Origin of the sequence: Methanolobus sp. WCC4 (assembly GCF_038022665.1) — an archaeon.
Lineage (GTDB): Archaea > Halobacteriota > Methanosarcinia > Methanosarcinales > Methanosarcinaceae > Methanolobus.
In genome coordinates this window covers 1,088,876-1,108,231 of the sequence record NZ_CP150629.1, presented here as the reverse complement: position 1 = coordinate 1,108,231, position 19,356 = coordinate 1,088,876, and the positions used below count along the sequence as shown (strand labels likewise).

The following is a 19,356-nucleotide window of genomic DNA, read 5'->3' as shown; positions in this document are numbered from 1 at the left end:
ACATATTGTTTCTCAAAACTTTTTTTGAATTATTTTCACCCCGCTTACAACACTATTATTAACCAGACTGACAATATACATCTCTCTTAATTCAAGGGATGGAATAATAATGGACGGAAAAAAACAGATCTACTTGGCAGGCCCTCTTTTTTCACAGGCAGAAAGGGACTTTAACGTAATGCTCAGGGACAGGTTGGTGGAAATGGGCTTTTCGGTATTCCTGCCACAGGAGGATGGTGCCGACACTGAGTCCAGTCGACTGGAGGACAGGCAGAGAAACATCTTTGAGAACGATGTTCGTGGTGTTGACGGGTCCGACATAGTACTGGCGGTACTGGATGGTGGCAGTGACGTGGATTCAGGAACCGCATGGGAGATGGGATATGCTTATGCAAAGGGAATTCCGGTCCTCGGACTGAAGACCGATTTCAGGACATTCGGTGACGAGGGTATCATCAATCTCATGATGGAAATGTCAATTGAAGCACTTGAAAGGGATATAGAGAGTATCCTCAAAGTGCTTGAGAACTACCTCTGACAATATCATGACCGATGAGAAATAAATAAACAAAAAAGGAATTGAGTGCTTCACTCACCTGAACATTCCCTGTCGTTGAAATCCTTTTCAACGACCTCACCATTCGGCTCTTTCTCGGAGAATATCTGTCCTTCAAAGGCATAGACCTCTGCACCCTGAGCCCATGCATCACAGGGCAACCCTGCCTTCATACATGTATGGTTCAGGAACTCGATCTCATCAAAGTCATTCTCCGGTGCAACCTGTGGCAGAAGCAGACCCTGCCTGTAACCGCTCTTGACTATCAGGCCATGTCTTCCTATCTTGATGGACGTAGGTAGCTTCTTTGGAGGAACATCCATAAGTTCCGGTCTGGTCAGTATGGTGACCTCTACTGTTATATCATTGATCTCTTTGATGTCCACCGGTGGGAACCTCGGATCCCTCAAAGCTGCGGAAAGAGCAGAATCAGCTATTGCGTTCCTCAGATGGGAATCGGCATATGGATGGCCGATGCAACCCCTGAGGTCTCCATCCTTTGTCAGTGTCACGAAGACCCCGCGGACCTCATTGAATATGGGAGGCAACTGGATCTCTGACCCATCCAGCATCTCACCGGTTCTCAGATACGTCTCAATGGCATCCCTTGCAAGCTGAACAGCAGCCTGACCTTCGGTATGTGAAAGTAGTTTTACCCCTTCGCTCATAGACTAAACTCCTGTTATTCCTTACAGGAAGTTAGTCTCTTATCCGTTAAGTCTGTATCGTGTTGCTGCGGTCTTCAGGGCCTCTATACCGGGAAGCTTCACACCTGCAAGATAATCGATACAGGCACCGCCACCGGTACTCAAATGAGAGAACTTGTCCTCATAACCAAGGTTCCTTACCTCAGCAGATATGTGTCCACCGCCAGCTATCGAATACTCTGAATCCACGGCTGCCTTGATGATCTCATGCGTACCAAGTGCAAAAGCATCGACCTCAGAAAGTCCTGCAGGACCATTAAGGACAACGGTCTTTGCATTCTTGATCTCTTCAGAAAAAGCTACAATGGTCTCAAGTCCGATGTCATTTATAGGAAGGTTATCACCGGGGAGTTCACTGACCTTTCCATCAACCCTTTTACCACCGTCATTGAAAGCAACATCGATAGGAAGACCGATCTTACCGTTGAACTTCTCAAGAACCTGTTTTCCTCTCTCGATCTGGTCCGTATAACCCTGTGACTCTATGAAATCGAGATTCGCCTTTCCGATGTCGACACCAGATGCCGCAAGCATGACATTCGCAACAACACCGGTAACCAGCACCCTGTCAGCACCACCGTTTATCAGAACGTTCTCTGCGACCTTGAGGGAGTCATCCACCTTTGCACCACCAAGAACGAAGATGCATGGTCTTTCACCACCCTTTATACCCCTGTCAAGAGAGGTTATCTCTTTCTGCATTACCCTGCCTGCTCCGGTAGGGAGTGTCTCGGTGAAGCCCATGATGGAAAGATGGCTTCTGTGAGAGACCGCAAATGCATCATTCAGAAAGATGTCTATCAGCGGAGACAGCTTACGGACCATGTGAGTACCTGCATGATCGGAAGCAGGTCTTTTTATACTTTCCTCGGAGTAGAACCTGACATTCTCAAGCAGGATAACGTCCCCTTTCTCCATGGAAGCAATTGAATTACGTGCATATGTACCGAATATATCATCAATGTACTTCACGTCCTTACCAAGATACTGGGACATACGTTGTGAATGGGGCTTCATTGTGGTAAAATCGTTCTTTCCTGCCCTGCTCTGGTGTGCTAGAAGTACGACCTTTGCATCATCAAGGTCCTTGATAGTAGGTATGTGACTCTTTATTCTCATGTCGTCGAGAATGTTTCCGTCCGGGTCCATTGGAGTGTTAAGGTCCACTCGCACAAGTATGGTTTTTCCGTCAATATCAAAATCATCAATAGTAAGATAGTCCCTGGTAGTCAAAATTCCATCACCGCTTCTTTAACCTGAATGACCATTGATCAATATATAAATGCTATATAAATATAGATGATATAGGTAGTTTAATTTTTTGTCATAATGAACTAATCTTATTATACCTTTTCCATAAGGCAGCCGAAGCCAAAAACTAATATCCCTTGCTTACAATTCCAGACTGGTGATCATATGAAGATACTCGGAATATCAGGAAGTCCTAAACCCGGACAGAACAATGATACATTGATAAAGGAACTGCTGGACATAGCAGAAAAAAGAGGTTTTGAGACCGATGCTGTGTTCCTCTCATCATCAAAGATAGCACCATGTACTGCCTGCGGGGTTTGTGCAAAAGGTGAACCATGTGTTATCGACGACGACATGCAGCCAGTATATGACAAACTCGTAGAGGCTGATGCGATCGTAGTATCCTCACCAGTGTACTTCGGAACAATGACAGCACAGCTTAAAGCCCTTTGCGACAGGAGTGTCGTTCACAGAAGACAGGGATTCAAGCTCAGCAACAAGCTCGGTGCAGCAATGGCCATCGGAGGTTCAAGGAACGGCGGCCAGGAGAAGACCATCCAGACCATACACGAATGGATGCATATCCACGGCATGATAATCGTAGGAGATGGCGGACACTTCGGCGGTATTCTCAAGAAGCCTGCTGCAGAGGATGAGGAAGGCATGAAGACCGCAGTTGACACCATCAACAAGGTCTGTGATGTCCTTGAAATGATGAAAAAATAAGTAATCCATTTTTACCGATGATCAGGGTATAGATATAGTATCCCTGATACTTTCTTTTTTATTCTCCTCTTAATTACCGGTTAACTGTCTCCTCTGTCGCAGCCGGGATGCATAACAAACGATATAAACAAATTGATACAATTCTATAACAGTGACCTTTTCGTTCATGCGGGTGCTACTATGGGAGAAAGAACAGGAGCTCGAAAAGATATTGATGGATTCGAACCATCGGAAAAGTTCTCAGAAAATGCTGTCGCCAATGACCCTGATATCTACAGGAAAGCTGAAGAAGACCCTGAAGGATTCTGGGAGCAGAATGCGAACAATATTCACTGGTACAAACAATGGGACAAAGTACTGGAATGGGAACCTCCTCACTCGAAATGGTTCCTCGGTGGTAAGCTCAATGCATGTTACAACTGTCTTGACGTAAACCTTGAGAAGCGTGCAGACAAGATAGCCCTGCTGTGGGAAGGGGAGAATGGAGAGATTCGCAAATATACCTATCAGGAACTGCTGGATGAGGTCTGTAAACTTGCGAATGTCCTGAAGGATTCCGGGGTCAGAAAAGGGGAGATCGTTACCATATATCTTCCAATGATACCTGAGGTCATCATAGCAATGCTTGCATGTGCCCGCATAGGAGCACCACATAGTGTAGTGTTTGCAGCATTCTCCGGTGATTCCCTTGCCACACGCATCGATAACGCCAACAGTCGACTCCTTATAACCTGTGACGGTTACTCACGCAGGGGAAAGGTCGTTGAGCAGAAGAACAAGGTAGATGAGGGGATCAGCTCCATTGATCTTCTGGAAAGGGTCATCGTTGTTAAGAACAGTGGTAGTGATATTTCCATGAAAGAGGGGAGAGATGTCTGGTGGCACGATGTCATGAAAGACGCTGCTACCTCTTGTGAACCGGAGATAATGGACTCAGAGGATATGCTGTTCCTGATGTATACCAGCGGCACTACAGGTACACCAAAGGGTATAGTCCACACAACCGGCGGTTATATGGTGGCCACTCATACCACGTCAAAGTTCGTATTCGACCTTAAGGAAGATGACATCTACTGGTGTACAGCGGATGCCGGGTGGATAACCGGACACTCATACATCGTCTACGGACCACTTTCCAATGGTGCCACACTTCTCACCTACGAAGGTGCTCCTGATTATCCTGACAAGGACAGGTACTGGGACATTATCGAAAGACACAAGGTCACGATACTTTACACCGCACCTACAGCCATCAGGACATTCATGAAATGGGGAACATCGTGGACTCAGATGCATGATATCTCATCACTCAGGCTCCTCGGTTCGGTAGGTGAACCAATCAATCCGGAAGCATGGAAATGGTATCATAAGAACATCGGAATGGGAAGATGCCCCATAGTCGATACATGGTGGCAGACCGAAACCGGTATGATAATGATATCACCGCTTCCGGGAGTCACAACCACAAAACCAGGAAGTGCGACAATGGCATTTCCCGGAATAACAGCAGCCGTTCTGGATGATAACGGGAACGAGACTGCACCGGGGGAAGATGGGGTCCTGGCCATACTGGAACCCTGGCCAAGCATGGTCCGTACAGTATTTGGAAACGAGGAACGTTTCATCGAAACATACTGGAGCAAATGGGATAAAAAGACATATTTCGCAGGCGATGGTGCAAAAAGGGATGATGATGGTTATTTCTGGATCATAGGTCGTGTTGACGATGTCATCAAAGTTGCAGGACATCGTATCGGAAGTGCAGAGTTCGAGAGCATCATGGTATCACATCCATCTGTTGCCGAAGCCGGCGTAGTAGGAAAGAAGGATGAACTCAAGGGAGAGGTCATCTACTGCTATGTCACACTAAAGCTGGGTGAAGAGGAAAATGAGGAACTCAAAAAAGAACTCAACCAATATGCTGTGAAGAACATTGGACCCTTTGCACGTCCAAAACAAATAATATTCTCTGATGATCTCCCAAAGACCAGAAGTGGCAAGATCATGAGAAGGGTTCTCAAAGCTATTGCCAACAATAAGGATCCCGGGGATGTGACCACACTGCAGGACCCTGCTGTGGTCGACATGTTAAAAGAGAGGACCAGAGAACTGGAATCACAGCCATAAGTCCGGATAAATGATCAGAAGGAAGGAGAGGATAACTCCTCCTATTATTTTTTTATTCTATACCCGAATCATACCTTCAATTCTATACCAATGCTCTCTGCGATCGCAGGTATATCGAGATGGTTCCGCAGAAGCTCCACCACCCTGTCAAGCTTGACCTGTTGTTTTATGTGAGCATGGCCGATCAGGTTCTCCATCCTTTCAATGGTGTTCATGGTATCTCCGCGAACGAGTATAACAGGGATCCCTGCCTCCTCTGCACTTGCAAGGACAGCTCCGCTTGGACGCATATTACCAGTGAGAATAAGGCATTTCACACGTGATTCGATAGCAGCCATCTGGAGATCTGCCCTGTCACCACCAGTGATAACTGCACTGTTAGGCTGGCGTCTGAAGTATTTTATCGCAGAGCCTACCTCCATGGCACCGACAAGATAATGCTCTACAAGCTGGTCCAGTTTGTCAGGTGCCACAAGGACCTCTGCATGAAGATCATCAACGATCTCCGAGATAAATACCGAACGCAGAGTGTCATCCTCATGTATTATGCCGAATACCTTTATTCCCTTCTTCTCAAGGAAAGGAACAACTATATCGTTCACCCTGTCAGCCATGCTCAACGGAACCTCATTGAGTATCAGGCCTGTGAGCATGTCATCGTTGCCAATGATACGGATATCACACAGTATCCTGTCAACTGCAGAAATTGAATCGAAACGTGTAACAAGGAGCATCTTAGTGTCAAGCTTTGCAGCGATCTCGGGGTCAGAAAGACCATACATCGAACCGCCACCGATTCCTCCGGTGCCTTCTATGAGGAGGACATCCTTATCCTCAGACACCACTGAATATGCCTCTGTGAGCCTCTTATCAAGGTCCTTTTCCACACCCTTGAGGGCATCGTCTATGAGACTGTCAGTGAGATGGATCGGTGTTATATACTTTGCCGGATCTCCTATACCAAGTAATTTCCTGATACCTTCAGAATCCTCATCCGTAAGTGAACCATGTACATCTATGAGGAGATTTCCCACCGGTTTCATGTAGCCCACTTTCAGACCACTTTCCTGGAATATCTTCCCCAGACCCATACAAATAGAACTCTTACCAGAGTACTCTTCTGATGAACTGATCAATATTGAAGCCATACTATCCTCTCCTTATCCTCATTTAACTATCCAGCGTGAACCTGATATCCATTGCAACACAACCCTGACCCTCAGGCATGACCATTAAGGGATTGATCTCGAATTCCAGTATCTCCGGGAAATCCGTGACAAGTTGTGATACCTTCAGCAATGTCTGTATTATAGAATCAATATCCGATGCCGCCTCTCCTCTTACACCTGCGATAAGTGGATAGGTCTTGATCGATGAGACCATATGTCTTGCCTCTGAAGCACTGATGGGAGCTACAGCAAATGATACGTCCTTCAGGAACTCAACATACGTTCCTCCAAGACCGAACATGAGCAACGGACCGAACTGCGGGTCCCTGTCCATTCCGATGATGACCTCCTTTCCTCCGCTTACCATCTTCTGGAGCTGTACACCTGTGACCGCAGCATCGGGCATGTAGTGTCTCACATCGGACATCATGGAATTATAGGCACGTTCAACATCATCCGCATGTTTAAGGTTCAGACGGATACCACCCACATCTGTCTTGTGGGATATATCAGGTGACAGGATCTTCATGACAACAGGATATCCCATATCCTCTGCTGCCTTTATCGCTTCAGGAAGTGTCTTTGCGATCCTTGAATCCACCACCGGGATATCATATGCTTTGAGTATATCAAGTGACTCAAGGCCATGCGTCCTCCTTTTTCCAGCAGAGGCGGAATCTATGAAGGAACGGGCAGCTTCCTTATTGCATTTCAGTTTTTCAGGATCTTCCTGTTTGCGGTTCTTTATCGTGAAATAGTTACAAAGGGCATTCATACTTGCAACTGCCCTTTCGGATGAGGAGTAATTGGGTATGCCATAGCTGTTGAGTACTCCCTCGCCTGCAGCTATCCTGCTGCCACCTGCAAAGTTACAGAGTATGGGTTTCTTCGACTGCTGTATCTTCTTTGCCACAGTTTCAGCGATTCCAGGAACGTCTGTCATGGACTGGGGCGAGACAAGGACAATGATACCATTGACATTGATATCCTCAAGGACAACATCAAGGGCATGCTCGTACAGGTCCGCACCGGCATCCCCGAGAACGTCCACCGGGTCATAGAAATTTGCTGCCGGAGGTAATTTCTCCCTCAAACGCTCAACTGTGGATTCTTCAAATGAGGCTATGGAGAGTCCGGCATTGGAACACGCATCTGCTGTCAGGATACCAAGACCACCTGCATTTGTTACGATAGCGATATTCCTGCCCTCAGGCAAAGGACAGACAGAGAAAGCACGGCTGTAGTCGAGCATTTCCTCAAGGGAATCAGCTCTGATGACACCTCCCTGCTTAAAACCTGCGTTGTAGGCAGCATCCGAACCTGCAAGTGTACCGGTATGAGATGATACCGCCCTGGAACCAACGGAAGTACGCCCCGATTTTACGATTATGATAGGTTTTGACCGGGAAACACGTTGTGCTATCTTTATGAACTCAGGCCCGTCCTTGACCCCTTCAAGATAGGCTGCTATGACAGCAGTTGTATCATCCTCTTCGAACATTCTCAGGAAATCGTTCTCCGCAAGGACGGCTTTGTTACCCAGACTTATGAACTTCGAGAAACCCACACCGATCCTCTCTGCCCAGTCAAGTGTTACCGTGCATATTGCACCGGACTGTGACATCATTGCTATATTGCCCTCGTAGGCCATGTTGGCTGCAAATGATGCATTGATACCTGATGCGGTGTCAATGATACCAAGACAGTTAGGACCGATCATATCGATGCCGTACTGTTCACAAAGGGAGATACATTCACGTTCAAGACGTGCACCCTCCACGCCAGCCTCTTTGAAGCCGGCGGAGATCACTATCACATTGCTCACACCTGCCTGCCCGCATTCATCTATAGCCTGAGGTACGAACTTTGCCGGAACCACGATAACTGCCATTTCAGGCTTTTTATCATCCGGAACATCCATTATGTTGTGATAGCAAGGCAGACCCAGTATCTCATCTGCACCCGGATTTATTGGTATAATGATGAGCTCACTGTTCTGCATGAGATTCTCAAGTACGGCCCTTCCTACTTTACCCTCTTTTCTGGAAGCACCGATAACCGCTACTGAATTAGGACTGAACATTCTTTCCAGCATGTATTTCTCCCTGTAAATTTTCCCTTATTATCAATACAGTTCGATGATAGATAAAAGTAAGGGATGTTGAGCCCAAATATGAAAATTATCCTATCGTAAAAAAGATATCACGTATAAACTATAGCATGTTACCTTTTAATGCGTCTGTAACGCTTACCGTCCGGATTGGCGATCTGCTTGTATAGCTCATCATAGTAGAATCTGTATCTATATCCCAGAAATACGAATGAGCCGATGATAGCTATCACAAAGAGCAGTAAAATGGACCTTTTACTATCCTGTGAAGCAGGCTGAACGCTTTCACCCTCAGGCATCTCATCATCCAGAGACATCATTGTCCCGTCGATAGTTGAATCCTCTTCTGCCATCGATATCTCCTTGATCTCGGGAGGAACGAGGATAGCAAATGATGAGAATCCTGATGTTTCTGCTTCATAATAGAAGTATTCATCATCCTCGCCTGTAAGAGAGGTTTCCAATGGGTTCCATGAACCATCATGATACCTGTACAACTCTATCAGTTCCGGGTCGTGGTCATCAGGATCGAACCAGGAGCTTTCGATCTTGAATTTGATGATAATGTCAGAAAGAGTGTCGGAAGAGAACTTCGAGTCCCCAACCCATATGTTAAGGTTCCTGTAAACCGTCCCTGGTGCCTCACCATCAACCAGAGATGAGGTTCCTTTTAACATCTCTACCATTGCTTTTATCTGACCTGCATTGCGCATGGATGTGAAACTTATCGAAGTTATACTATTCTCATCCTTATTGAATGAGAACACTGTTTCAGTATCCCTGATGACCGGTCTCAATACATAGTCCTTGAAGGCAACGTTCTTGTAAGGTTCACCAGTAGTCATGGAACCACCGCCCCCTCCACCACCACTGCTTGAGCTGGAAGTCGTGCTGGATGAGGAAGATGAAGTCTCAGTGACAGTTATTGAAACGGTCTCATAGTCCTCATGAGAACTGTCGCTTACATAGAAACTAACTGAATAATCACCGATGTCATCACTGGAGGGAGTCCATTCAAATGAACCTGATGACTCGTCAAATGATGCATTCGAAGGCAGGTCCAGTGCCTTATAAGAGAATGTATCACTTACATCCTCATCGGATACTGAAAGAGAGAAATCCAGTGTATTGTTTATTGCAACCTCCATAGGACTTATGGAATTGATCTTTGGAGGCATATTCGAATCAGTAACTGTGATAGTTGCTGTGGCACTATTTTTCAGACTTCCATCTGATACAGTGTACAGCACATCGTACACACCTTCATCATTGTAATCCGGTGTACATATGAAAGTGTTACCGCGTACAATGCCAAGGCTGCTATCTGTTGAATAAGTGAGTGTGTCACCATCAAGATCAGTTGCACTCAGATCAACATAAAGAATATCATTTTCAGCAACGATGTAATCTGCCACAGTATTGATTACAGGAGCACGGTTCACATCATTAACTATGATGTCAACTACCTGATATGTAGCAAATCTGTATTTTGTGTTGGTTTCTGAAACCTTGAATTCTACTTTATAGCTGCCAGCCTGCTCATAACCAGGAATCCATACAAATGAAACTGAAGAACCACTACCTATTAAATATGAACCTGAAGGTGGAGATACAAGTGAAATATCAATCTTGTCATTATCATCATCTAATGCTGTAATATCAAATGATACTTCTGAACCCTCATTGATTGATTTAGAATCTATAGAATTCAGGTTTGGAGGATGTTCAGAAGTAGCACCAACTACGATTTGTGGATATTTTGTATCTGAAGCATAACTATCTGTAACGCGAAAAGTCAAATCATAAGTTCCAGAAGTTGGATTTGACCATTGGAACAAACCAGTATCCGAATCAAATGTTGATCCAGAAGGTAAACTACTTGAAGAATAGCCAAGCTCGTCTCCATCAGCATCAAAACCATTCAACTGAATTGTAACAGGTGTATTTTCAGGAACTGAAACATCACTTATGGAATACAGTATCGTACCCCTGTTCACATTGGAAACATTGATCAAAGCACTCTGGGTCACTGTAGATGAACCGTCAGTCACACTGAAAACAATCTCATGCTCTCCCTGATCATCATAATCAGGTGTCCATGTGAAAACATTGCCATCAAGGGTTCCAAATGAAACATCCTTTGAAAAGGCGAGAATGTCCGAATCCTCGTCAGTTGTATCAAGTGTTAATTGAATCTCTTCATTCTCATTTGTTGATGAATCTGGAATGACTGAAAAAACAGGTGCACGATTTGTGTTTTTCACTGTAATCGTTATGTATTCAGAATCAATGTTAGAACCATCGGAAACCACGAACTGAACAAGATATTCATCAGCCTGTTCATAAGTGGGAGTCCATTCAAAAAGACCGGAAGAAGGATCGAGTGTTGCACCCGCAATTGAATCAATATCAGGACAGGTGAATGTAAGAGTATCATTCTCAGAATCATCTGCAGATAATGTGAAGCTGAGTAAACTATTCTCATCGACAAAGCGGTCACCTATCACATCCAGAACTGGATAATCAGCTACTGCCGCGAATGCCGTTGATTGCAAGAATATGAAAAGAATGAGAATAAGCAGAACTCTTAGTGAGAAATGCCCAATTTTTGATGTACCATCTACTTTCCCGTTGCCATTTGAATGGGAAGACGTATTTCGTATGCTATCAAAGATAGAATCTCCTCCATAGTCGATTCTAATTTAGCCTTGATCAAGATAAAGCTATTTGAATATACTAATAAACATATAGAACATTGATAATAAATAATGGTGATGTGCAAATTGATCTGGCAGCAGACATTTCCCAGGTCCGCTGCCATCAATAAATAGCTATTATTTCTTCATACGCCTGTAGCGCTTACCATCCGGATTTCCAATCTGGAGCTTCACCTTTTCGTAGTAATCCCTATTCCTGTAACCAACTACTCCAATCGCCATTACACCGATAAGTCCAATGACCATCATGTATGGGAATGATGAACTCTCCTTCTGTGGAAGATTTGCTCCTGATTCCAGTGGTACATCTTCTTCTGTGGATTTCAATGGTTCTATATCCACAGGTGTAGCTACTATTTCCTCGGCAGTGACCTCTTTGGTAACTGTAGATGGGACCACACTTGATATTGCAAATGAAGAGAATCCGGGGGTCACAGCAGTGAAGTAATAGTACTTCTCATCTTCTCCCGTTGCTTCCGTTGAAAGTGTATCCCATTTACCACTGTTGTATCTGCAAAGTGTGATGAAAGATACATCGATATTGTTCTCTTCTATCCATATCTTGTCCACCTTGAAATTGATCACACGGTCACCTATAACATCATCTCCGAGGTTCGAATCGATGTAGATATTCATGTTCTGGTAAACATCACCGGGTGCATCAGACTTTACCTGAGAGGAGGTATCCTTCAGGACTTCGATAACTGCTTTGACCTGTCCACCATTGAGGTCTGAGGTAAAGCTCAGGGAAACTATACTGTTATTCTCCCTGTAGAAGGAGAATGTCGTTTCAACATCTCTCGCAACAGACTTCAAAGTATAATCCTTGAAATCTATGTTATCGAATTCTTCACCGGAGGTCAGAGCTCCACCTCCACCTCCTCCGCCACCACCGGAACTGGAGGAGGTAGTACTGGTGGTGGATGATGTCTCAGTTACGGTGATAACTACTTTTTCAGAGACTGTATCTTCACCATCACTTACATAGAATGTCACATCATATTCTCCTGCTTCACCTGTTACAGGAGTCCAGCTGAATACACGGCTTTCGTTGCTAAAAGTCGCATTACCAGGAAGTGGGGTCGAGGTAGAGTAAATCAAATTATCATTGTCATCCTCATCTTCATCAGTCGCACTAATTGTGAAAGAGAGTGTATCTCCTTCTTCAACTTCCTTTGAGCCGATTTCTACCAATTCTGGAGGAGCATTTATATCGTTTACAATTACTGTAGTTGTATTCGATGTATTGACAGTACCATCTGAAACTACAAATTCTATACTGTAAGTACCGTTGTCATGATAATCAGTTTCCCATGTATATACATCTCCAATGAGATTTCCAGATGCATTACCTGTATTGTTCACCCAGAATATGATTGAATCCTCTTTGTCCAAATCATTTGCACCAAGAGCTATCTCTAGTTTGTCACTTTCATTTATTGTGTAGCTTGATTGCAATGAATCAAAAGTTGGAGCACGATTGACATTAGTGACAACGATAGGTACTACCATAACGTCTGAATATTTTAGTTCGTCCTCCACTATGAAAGTTACATTGTAAGTACCAGCATCATCGTAATCAGGATCCCAAGTAAATGTGAGTCCTGTAGAACTATATGTAATATAAGAGGTCGAAGGATCACCTGAAACAATGTAGCTCAATGCATCATTATCAATGTCAGTTGCTGTTACTTCAAATGAAATACTACCACCTTCACTTACATTCTGTTGTCCTACATTGTCAAATTCAGGGGCAACATTGGTATTATTTACACCAATAACTGCCATCTTTGTATCATTAAGATCACCATCATCTACGGTAAAATAGAGATGATGGATACCCTGATGACTATAATTAGGAGTCCAGGTAAATACATTATCTGAGAGATTACCTAGGCTTGAATTAGTGGAATAGTATAGCGGATAGTTTCCATCGGGGTCATCCGGATCAGTTGCACTGAGAACGATAGTAAACGGTTCTGTTTCATTCACGGATACACTGGGTATATAATCAAGAACTGGTTTTCTGTTAGTGTTGTAAACTGTAATACCAACTTCCTGATACACTGTTGTATCGGCATCAGATGCACTGAAATTAGCAGTGTAACTACCACTCATGTCATATTCAGGAGTCCAGGAGAAAATACCTGTGGAAGTATTAAAAAGTGCTTCGGAAGGCAAGGAGACGAAATCGTACACAACAGGATTACCATCAGCATCTGTTGCATTGACGGTGAAGGAAAGAGTATCGCCTTCACTTATAATCTGATCATCAAGTGCTCTAAATACAGGAACCTGATTGGTGTTTATTACAGTTATTGTGATTGTCTCATTGTCCTCAAGACCATTGGAAGTAGCTATGAAATTGACATTGTAACTAGTTTCTGAATCGAAATCAGGAGTCCACTCAAAGTAACCTGTTGTTTCATCAAGAGAAGCTCCAGAAGGAAGAGACTCTGCGGAATAGGTCACAGTAGTTCCATCAGGATCATTGCCAAAGATGCTGAAGTTAAGAGACTGACCTTCGATTGCGCTCTTGTCACCTATTGCACTAAGGACAGGAGCCTGATCTACATCTGTTACAGTTATTGTGATTGTCTCATTGTCCTCAAGACCATTGGAAGTAGCTATGAAATTGACATTGTAACTTGTTTCTGAATCGAAATCAGGAGTCCACTCAAAGTAACCTGTTGTTTCATCAAGAGAAGCTCCAGAAGGAAGAGACTCTGCGGAATAGGTCACAGTAGTTCCATCAGGATCATTGCCAAAGATGCTGAAGTTAAGAGACTGACCTTCGATTGCGCTCTTGTCACCTATTGCACTAAGGACAGGAGCCTGATCTACATCTGTTACAGTTATTGTGATTGTCTCATTGTCCTCAAGACCATTGGAAGTAGCTATGAAATTGACATTGTAACTTGTTTCTGAATCGAAATCAGGAGTCCACTCAAAGTAACCTGTTGTTTCATCAAGAGAAGCTCCAGAAGGAAGAGACTCTGCGGAATAGGTCACAGTAGTTCCATCAGGATCATTGCCAAAGATGCTGAAGTTAAGAGACTGACCTTCGATTGCGCTCTTGTCACCTATTGCACTAAGGACAGGAGCCTGATCTACATCTGTTACAGTTATTGTGATTGTCTCATTGTCCTCAAGACCATTGGAAGTAGCTATGAAATTGACATTGTAACTTGTTTCTGAATCGAAATCAGGAGTCCACTCAAAGTAACCTGTTGTTTCATCAAGAGAAGCTCCAGAAGGAAGAGACTCTGCGGAATAGGTCACAGTAGTTCCATCAGGATCATTGCCAAAGATGCTGAAGTTAAGAGACTGACCTTCGATTGCGCTCTTGTCACCTATTGCACTAAGGACAGGAGCCTGATCTACATCTGTTACAGTTATTGTGATTGTCTCATTGTCCTCAAGACCATTGGAAGTAGCTATGAAATTGACATTGTAACTAGTTTCTGAATCGAAATCAGGAGTCCACTCAAAGTAACCTGTTGTTTCATCAAGAGAAGCTCCAGAAGGAAGAGACTCTGCGGAATAGGTCACAGTAGTTCCATCAGGATCATTGCCAAAGATGCTGAAGTTAAGAGACTGACCTTCGATTGCGCTCTTGTCACCTATTGCACTAAGGACAGGAGCCTGATCTACATCTGTTACAGTTATTGTGATTGTCTCATTGTCCTCAAGACCATTGGAAGTAGCTATGAAATTGACATTGTAACTAGTTTCTGAATCGAAATCAGGAGTCCACTCAAAGTAACCTGTTGTTTCATCAAGAGAAGCTCCAGAAGGAAGAGACTCTGCGGAATAGGTCACAGTAGTTCCATCAGGATCATTGCCAAAGATGCTGAAGTTAAGAGACTGACCTTCGATTGCGCTCTTGTCACCTATTGCACTAAGGACAGGAGCCTGATCTACATCTGTTACAGTTATTGTGATTGTCTCATTGTCCTCAAGACCATTGGAAGTAGCTATGAAATTGACATTGTAACTAGTTTCTGAATCGAAATCAGGAGTCCACTCAAAGTAACCTGTTGTTTCATCAAGAGAAGCTCCAGAAGGAAGAGACTCTGCGGAATAGGTCACAGTAGTTCCATCAGGATCATTGCCAAAGATGCTGAAGTTAAGAGACTGACCTTCGATTGCGCTCTTGTCACCTATTGCACTAAGGACAGGAGCCTGATCTACATCTGTTACAGTTATTGTGATTGTCTCATTGTCCTCAAGACCATTGGAAGTAGCTATGAAATTGACATTGTAACTTGTTTCTGAATCGAAATCAGGAGTCCACTCAAAGTAACCTGTTGTTTCATCAAGAGAAGCTCCAGAAGGAAGAGACTCTGCGGAATAGGTCACAGTAGTTCCATCAGGATCATTGCCAAAGATGCTGAAGTTAAGAGACTGACCTTCGATTGCGCTCTTGTCACCTATTGCACTAAGGACAGGAGCCTGATCTACATCTGTTACAGTTATTGTGATTGTCTCATTGTCCTCAAGACCATTGGAAGTAGCTATGAAATTGACATTGTAACTTGTTTCTGAATCGAAATCAGGAGTCCACTCAAAGTAACCTGTTGTTTCATCAAGAGAAGCTCCAGAAGGAAGAGACTCTGCGGAATAGGTCACAGTAGTTCCATCAGGATCATTGCCAAAGATGCTGAAGTTAAGAGACTGACCTTCGATTGCGCTCTTGTCACCTATTGCACTAAGGACAGGAGCCTGATCTACATCTGTTACAGTTATTGTGATTGTCTCATTGTCCTCAAGACCATTGGAAGTAGCTATGAAATTGACATTGTAACTAGTTTCTGAATCGAAATCAGGAGTCCACTCAAAGTAACCTGTTGTTTCATCAAGAGAAGCTCCAGAAGGAAGAGACTCTGCGGAATAGGTCACAGTAGTTCCATCAGGATCATTGCCAAAGATGCTGAAGTTAAGAGACTGACCTTCGATTGCGCTCTTGTCACCTATTGCACTAAGGACAGGAGCCTGATCTACATCTGTTACAGTTATTGTGATTGTCTCATTGTCCTCAAGACCATTGGAAGTAGCTATGAAATTGACATTGTAACTTGTTTCTGAATCGAAATCAGGAGTCCACTCAAAGTAACCTGTTGTTTCATCAAGAGAAGCTCCAGAAGGAAGAGACTCTGCGGAATAGGTCACAGTAGTTCCATCAGGATCATTGCCAAAGATGCTGAAGTTAAGAGACTGACCTTCGATTGCGCTCTTGTCACCTATTGCACTAAGGACAGGAGCCTGATCTACATCTGTTACAGTTATTGTGATTGTCTCATTGTCCTCAAGACCATTGGAAGTAGCTATGAAATTGACATTGTAACTTGTTTCTGAATCGAAATCAGGAGTCCACTCAAAGTAACCTGTTGTTTCATCAAGAGAAGCTCCAGAAGGAAGAGACTCTGCGGAATAGGTCACAGTAGTTCCATCAGGATCATTGCCAAAGATGCTGAAGTTAAGAGACTGACCTTCGATTGCGCTCTTGTCACCTATTGCACTAAGGACAGGAGCCTGATCTACATCTGTTACAGTTATTGTGATTGTCTCATTGTCCTCAAGACCATTGGAAGTAGCTATGAAATTGACATTGTAACTAGTTTCTGAATCGAAATCAGGAGTCCACTCAAAGTAACCTGTTGTTTCATCAAGAGAAGCTCCAGAAGGAAGAGACTCTGCGGAATAGGTCACAGTAGTTCCATCAGGATCATTGCCAAAGATGCTGAAGTTAAGAGACTGACCTTCGATTGCGCTCTTGTCACCTATTGCACTAAGGACAGGAGCCTGATCTACATCTGTTACAGTTATTGTGATTGTCTCATTGTCCTCAAGACCATTGGAAGTAGCTATGAAATTGACATTGTAACTTGTTTCTGAATCGAAATCAGGAGTCCACTCAAAGTAACCTGTTGTTTCATCAAGAGAAGCTCCAGAAGGAAGAGACTCTGCGGAATAGGTCACAGTAGTTCCATCAGGATCATTGCCAAAGATGCTGAAGTTAAGAGACTGACCTTCGATTGCGCTCTTGTCACCTATTGCACTAAGGACAGGAGCCTGATCTACATCTGTTACAGTTATTGTGATTGTCTCATTGTCCTCAAGACCATTGGAAGTAGCTATGAAATTGACATTGTAACTTGTTTCTGAATCGAAATCAGGAGTCCACTCAAAGTAACCTGTTGTTTCATCAAGAGAAGCTCCAGAAGGAAGAGACTCTGCGGAATAGGTCACAGTAGTTCCATCAGGATCATTGCCAAAGATGCTGAAGTTAAGAGACTGACCTTCGATTGCGCTCTTGTCACCTATTGCACTAAGGACAGGAGCCTGATCTACATCTGTTACAGTTATTGTGATTGTCTCATTGTCCTCAAGACCATTGGAAGTAGCTATGAAATTGACATTGTAACTTGTTTCTGAATCGAAATCAGGAGTCCACTCAAAGTAACCTGTTGTTTCATCAAGAGAAGCTCCAGAAGGAAGAGACTCTGCGGAATAGGTCACAGTAGTTCCATCAGGATCATTGCCAAAGATGCTGAAGTTAAGAGACTGACCTTCGATTGCGCTCTTGTCACCTATTGCACTAAGGACAGGAGCCTGATCTACATCTGTTACAGTTATTGTGATTGTCTCATTGTCCTCAAGACCATTGGAAGTAGCTATGAAATTGACATTGTAACTAGTTTCTGAATCGAAATCAGGAGTCCACTCAAAGTAACCTGTTGTTTCATCAAGAGAAGCTCCAGAAGGAAGAGACTCTGCGGAATAGGTCACAGTAGTTCCATCAGGATCATTGCCAAAGATGCTGAAGTTAAGAGACTGACCTTCGATTGCGCTCTTGTCACCTATTGCACTAAGGACAGGAGCCTGATCTACATCTGTTACAGTTATTGTGATTGTCTCATTGTCCTCAAGACCATTGGAAGTAGCTATGAAATTGACATTGTAACTTGTTTCTGAATCGAAATCAGGAGTCCACTCAAAGTAACCTGTTGTTTCATCAAGAGAAGCTCCAGAAGGAAGAGACTCTGCGGAATAGGTCACAGTAGTTCCATCAGGATCATTGCCAAAGATGCTGAAGTTAAGAGACTGACCTTCGATTGCGCTCTTGTCACCTATTGCACTAAGGACAGGTGCTCTGTTGACATCGGTGACAACAACCTCCATTGTAGTGGAATTAGGAAGACCATAACCGTCAGTTACGTTGAACTCGACATAGTAAGTACCAGCAGTAGCGGGAATCCAGGAGCCAGTACCATTGGTATGGTTGAAATCAGTGAAGAGATCAGTACGGTTGCAATCAAATGTAGCAACATCAGTATAGTCTGCATCGGTGAAGTTAGCATCAACAGGAACGATGTCACCCACAGTGACAGAGACTGAAGAGTTGATATCGGTGATGTTCATTGGATTGTTAGGGATCTGAACATTACTGTCAACTCCCTGTGAAAGGGTGGAACTAGTGGCATTGTAAGCATAGATTGTGATATTGGACCAGTTATGTGGACCCAGGCCGATACTGTGATTGAATTTCGACTCACTTGGTTCAGTTATATTAGCCCATGTGCCATTATAACTGATATTGTAACCATCTGTTATGTTACCAGTATTAGCAGGTTCCCAATCATGAAGAACCCAGAAGTTCCCTGTAGTATTAACTACCTCTATAGGTTCATTAGGTGCCGCACTTGCTATGATCAATGGATTGAATGTCGAAAGAACAATTGATATCGACAGAAGTATCCGTATATAATTCAATATTCCGTTTTGTTCGCTGTTTTTAACTAAGGGATGCATAACTCTCCACCCTTGCACTATTGTGTGCTCCTATTCCGTTCACTATCGGTACACACACAAGCCGAATACTTACTGTACACAGCTACTGCTAACTATTGCGGACATTCAGTGCATTCACTGATGCCCCCACATTACTCCACGTTCAATTATACATCATAATGGATTATAAAAGTAT

At 43.7% G+C, this 19,356-nt stretch carries 9 protein-coding genes; 3 read left to right on the top strand and 6 right to left on the bottom strand.

Annotation, left to right across the window (positions count from 1 at the left end; all coding sequences use genetic code 11):
- The first annotated feature begins 109 nt into the window (after window positions 1-109).
- Entirely contained in the window at window positions 110-538 is a 429-nt protein-coding gene (locus V7O63_RS05500; RefSeq protein ID WP_340820506.1) for a nucleoside 2-deoxyribosyltransferase, read from the top strand.
- 50 nt (window positions 539-588) lie between these two features.
- Here the strand turns inward: V7O63_RS05500 and V7O63_RS05495 are convergent, their stop codons facing one another.
- Both V7O63_RS05495 and V7O63_RS05490 read right to left on the bottom strand, forming a co-directional pair.
- Window positions 589-1,224, bottom strand: coding sequence for a TIGR00296 family protein (locus V7O63_RS05495; protein ID WP_340820505.1), 636 nt, complete (start codon window positions 1,222-1,224; stop codon window positions 589-591).
- A 39-nt stretch (window positions 1,225-1,263) separates the two neighbouring features.
- The gene (locus V7O63_RS05490) at window positions 1,264-2,499 is read right to left on the bottom strand and encodes a phosphoglycerate kinase (protein ID WP_340820802.1); all 1,236 of its coding nucleotides are present in this window, start codon (window positions 2,497-2,499) and stop codon (window positions 1,264-1,266) included.
- Between the two features lie 180 nt (window positions 2,500-2,679).
- Between V7O63_RS05490 and V7O63_RS05485 the strand changes: the two genes are divergently transcribed.
- The gene (locus V7O63_RS05485; RefSeq protein ID WP_340820504.1) at window positions 2,680-3,243 is read left to right on the top strand and encodes a flavodoxin family protein; all 564 of its coding nucleotides are present in this window, start codon (window positions 2,680-2,682) and stop codon (window positions 3,241-3,243) included.
- 180 nt (window positions 3,244-3,423) lie between these two features.
- Window positions 3,424-5,370, top strand: coding sequence for an acetate--CoA ligase (gene acs / locus V7O63_RS05480; protein ID WP_340820503.1), 1,947 nt, complete (start codon window positions 3,424-3,426; stop codon window positions 5,368-5,370).
- A gap of 68 nt (window positions 5,371-5,438) precedes the next feature.
- On the opposite strand, the gene V7O63_RS05475 is transcribed toward acs, so the two are convergent.
- From V7O63_RS05475 to V7O63_RS05460, 4 genes are all read right to left on the bottom strand, one after another.
- Window positions 5,439-6,518: a phosphotransacetylase family protein gene (locus tag V7O63_RS05475; protein WP_340820502.1), complete on the bottom strand. Its 1,080-nt coding sequence runs from the start codon at window positions 6,516-6,518 to the stop codon at window positions 5,439-5,441.
- A 22-nt stretch (window positions 6,519-6,540) separates the two neighbouring features.
- Window positions 6,541-8,634 carry an acetate--CoA ligase family protein gene (locus tag V7O63_RS05470; RefSeq protein ID WP_340820501.1) on the bottom strand — a complete coding sequence of 698 codons (2,094 nt, stop codon included), beginning with the start codon at window positions 8,632-8,634 and terminating at the stop codon, window positions 6,541-6,543.
- A 128-nt stretch (window positions 8,635-8,762) separates the two neighbouring features.
- The gene (locus V7O63_RS05465; protein ID WP_340820500.1) at window positions 8,763-11,204 is read right to left on the bottom strand and encodes a PGF-pre-PGF domain-containing protein; all 2,442 of its coding nucleotides are present in this window, start codon (window positions 11,202-11,204) and stop codon (window positions 8,763-8,765) included.
- 279 nt (window positions 11,205-11,483) lie between these two features.
- The gene (locus V7O63_RS05460) at window positions 11,484-19,181 is read right to left on the bottom strand and encodes a putative Ig domain-containing protein (protein ID WP_340820499.1); all 7,698 of its coding nucleotides are present in this window, start codon (window positions 19,179-19,181) and stop codon (window positions 11,484-11,486) included.
- Between the last annotated feature and the right edge of the window lie 175 nt (window positions 19,182-19,356).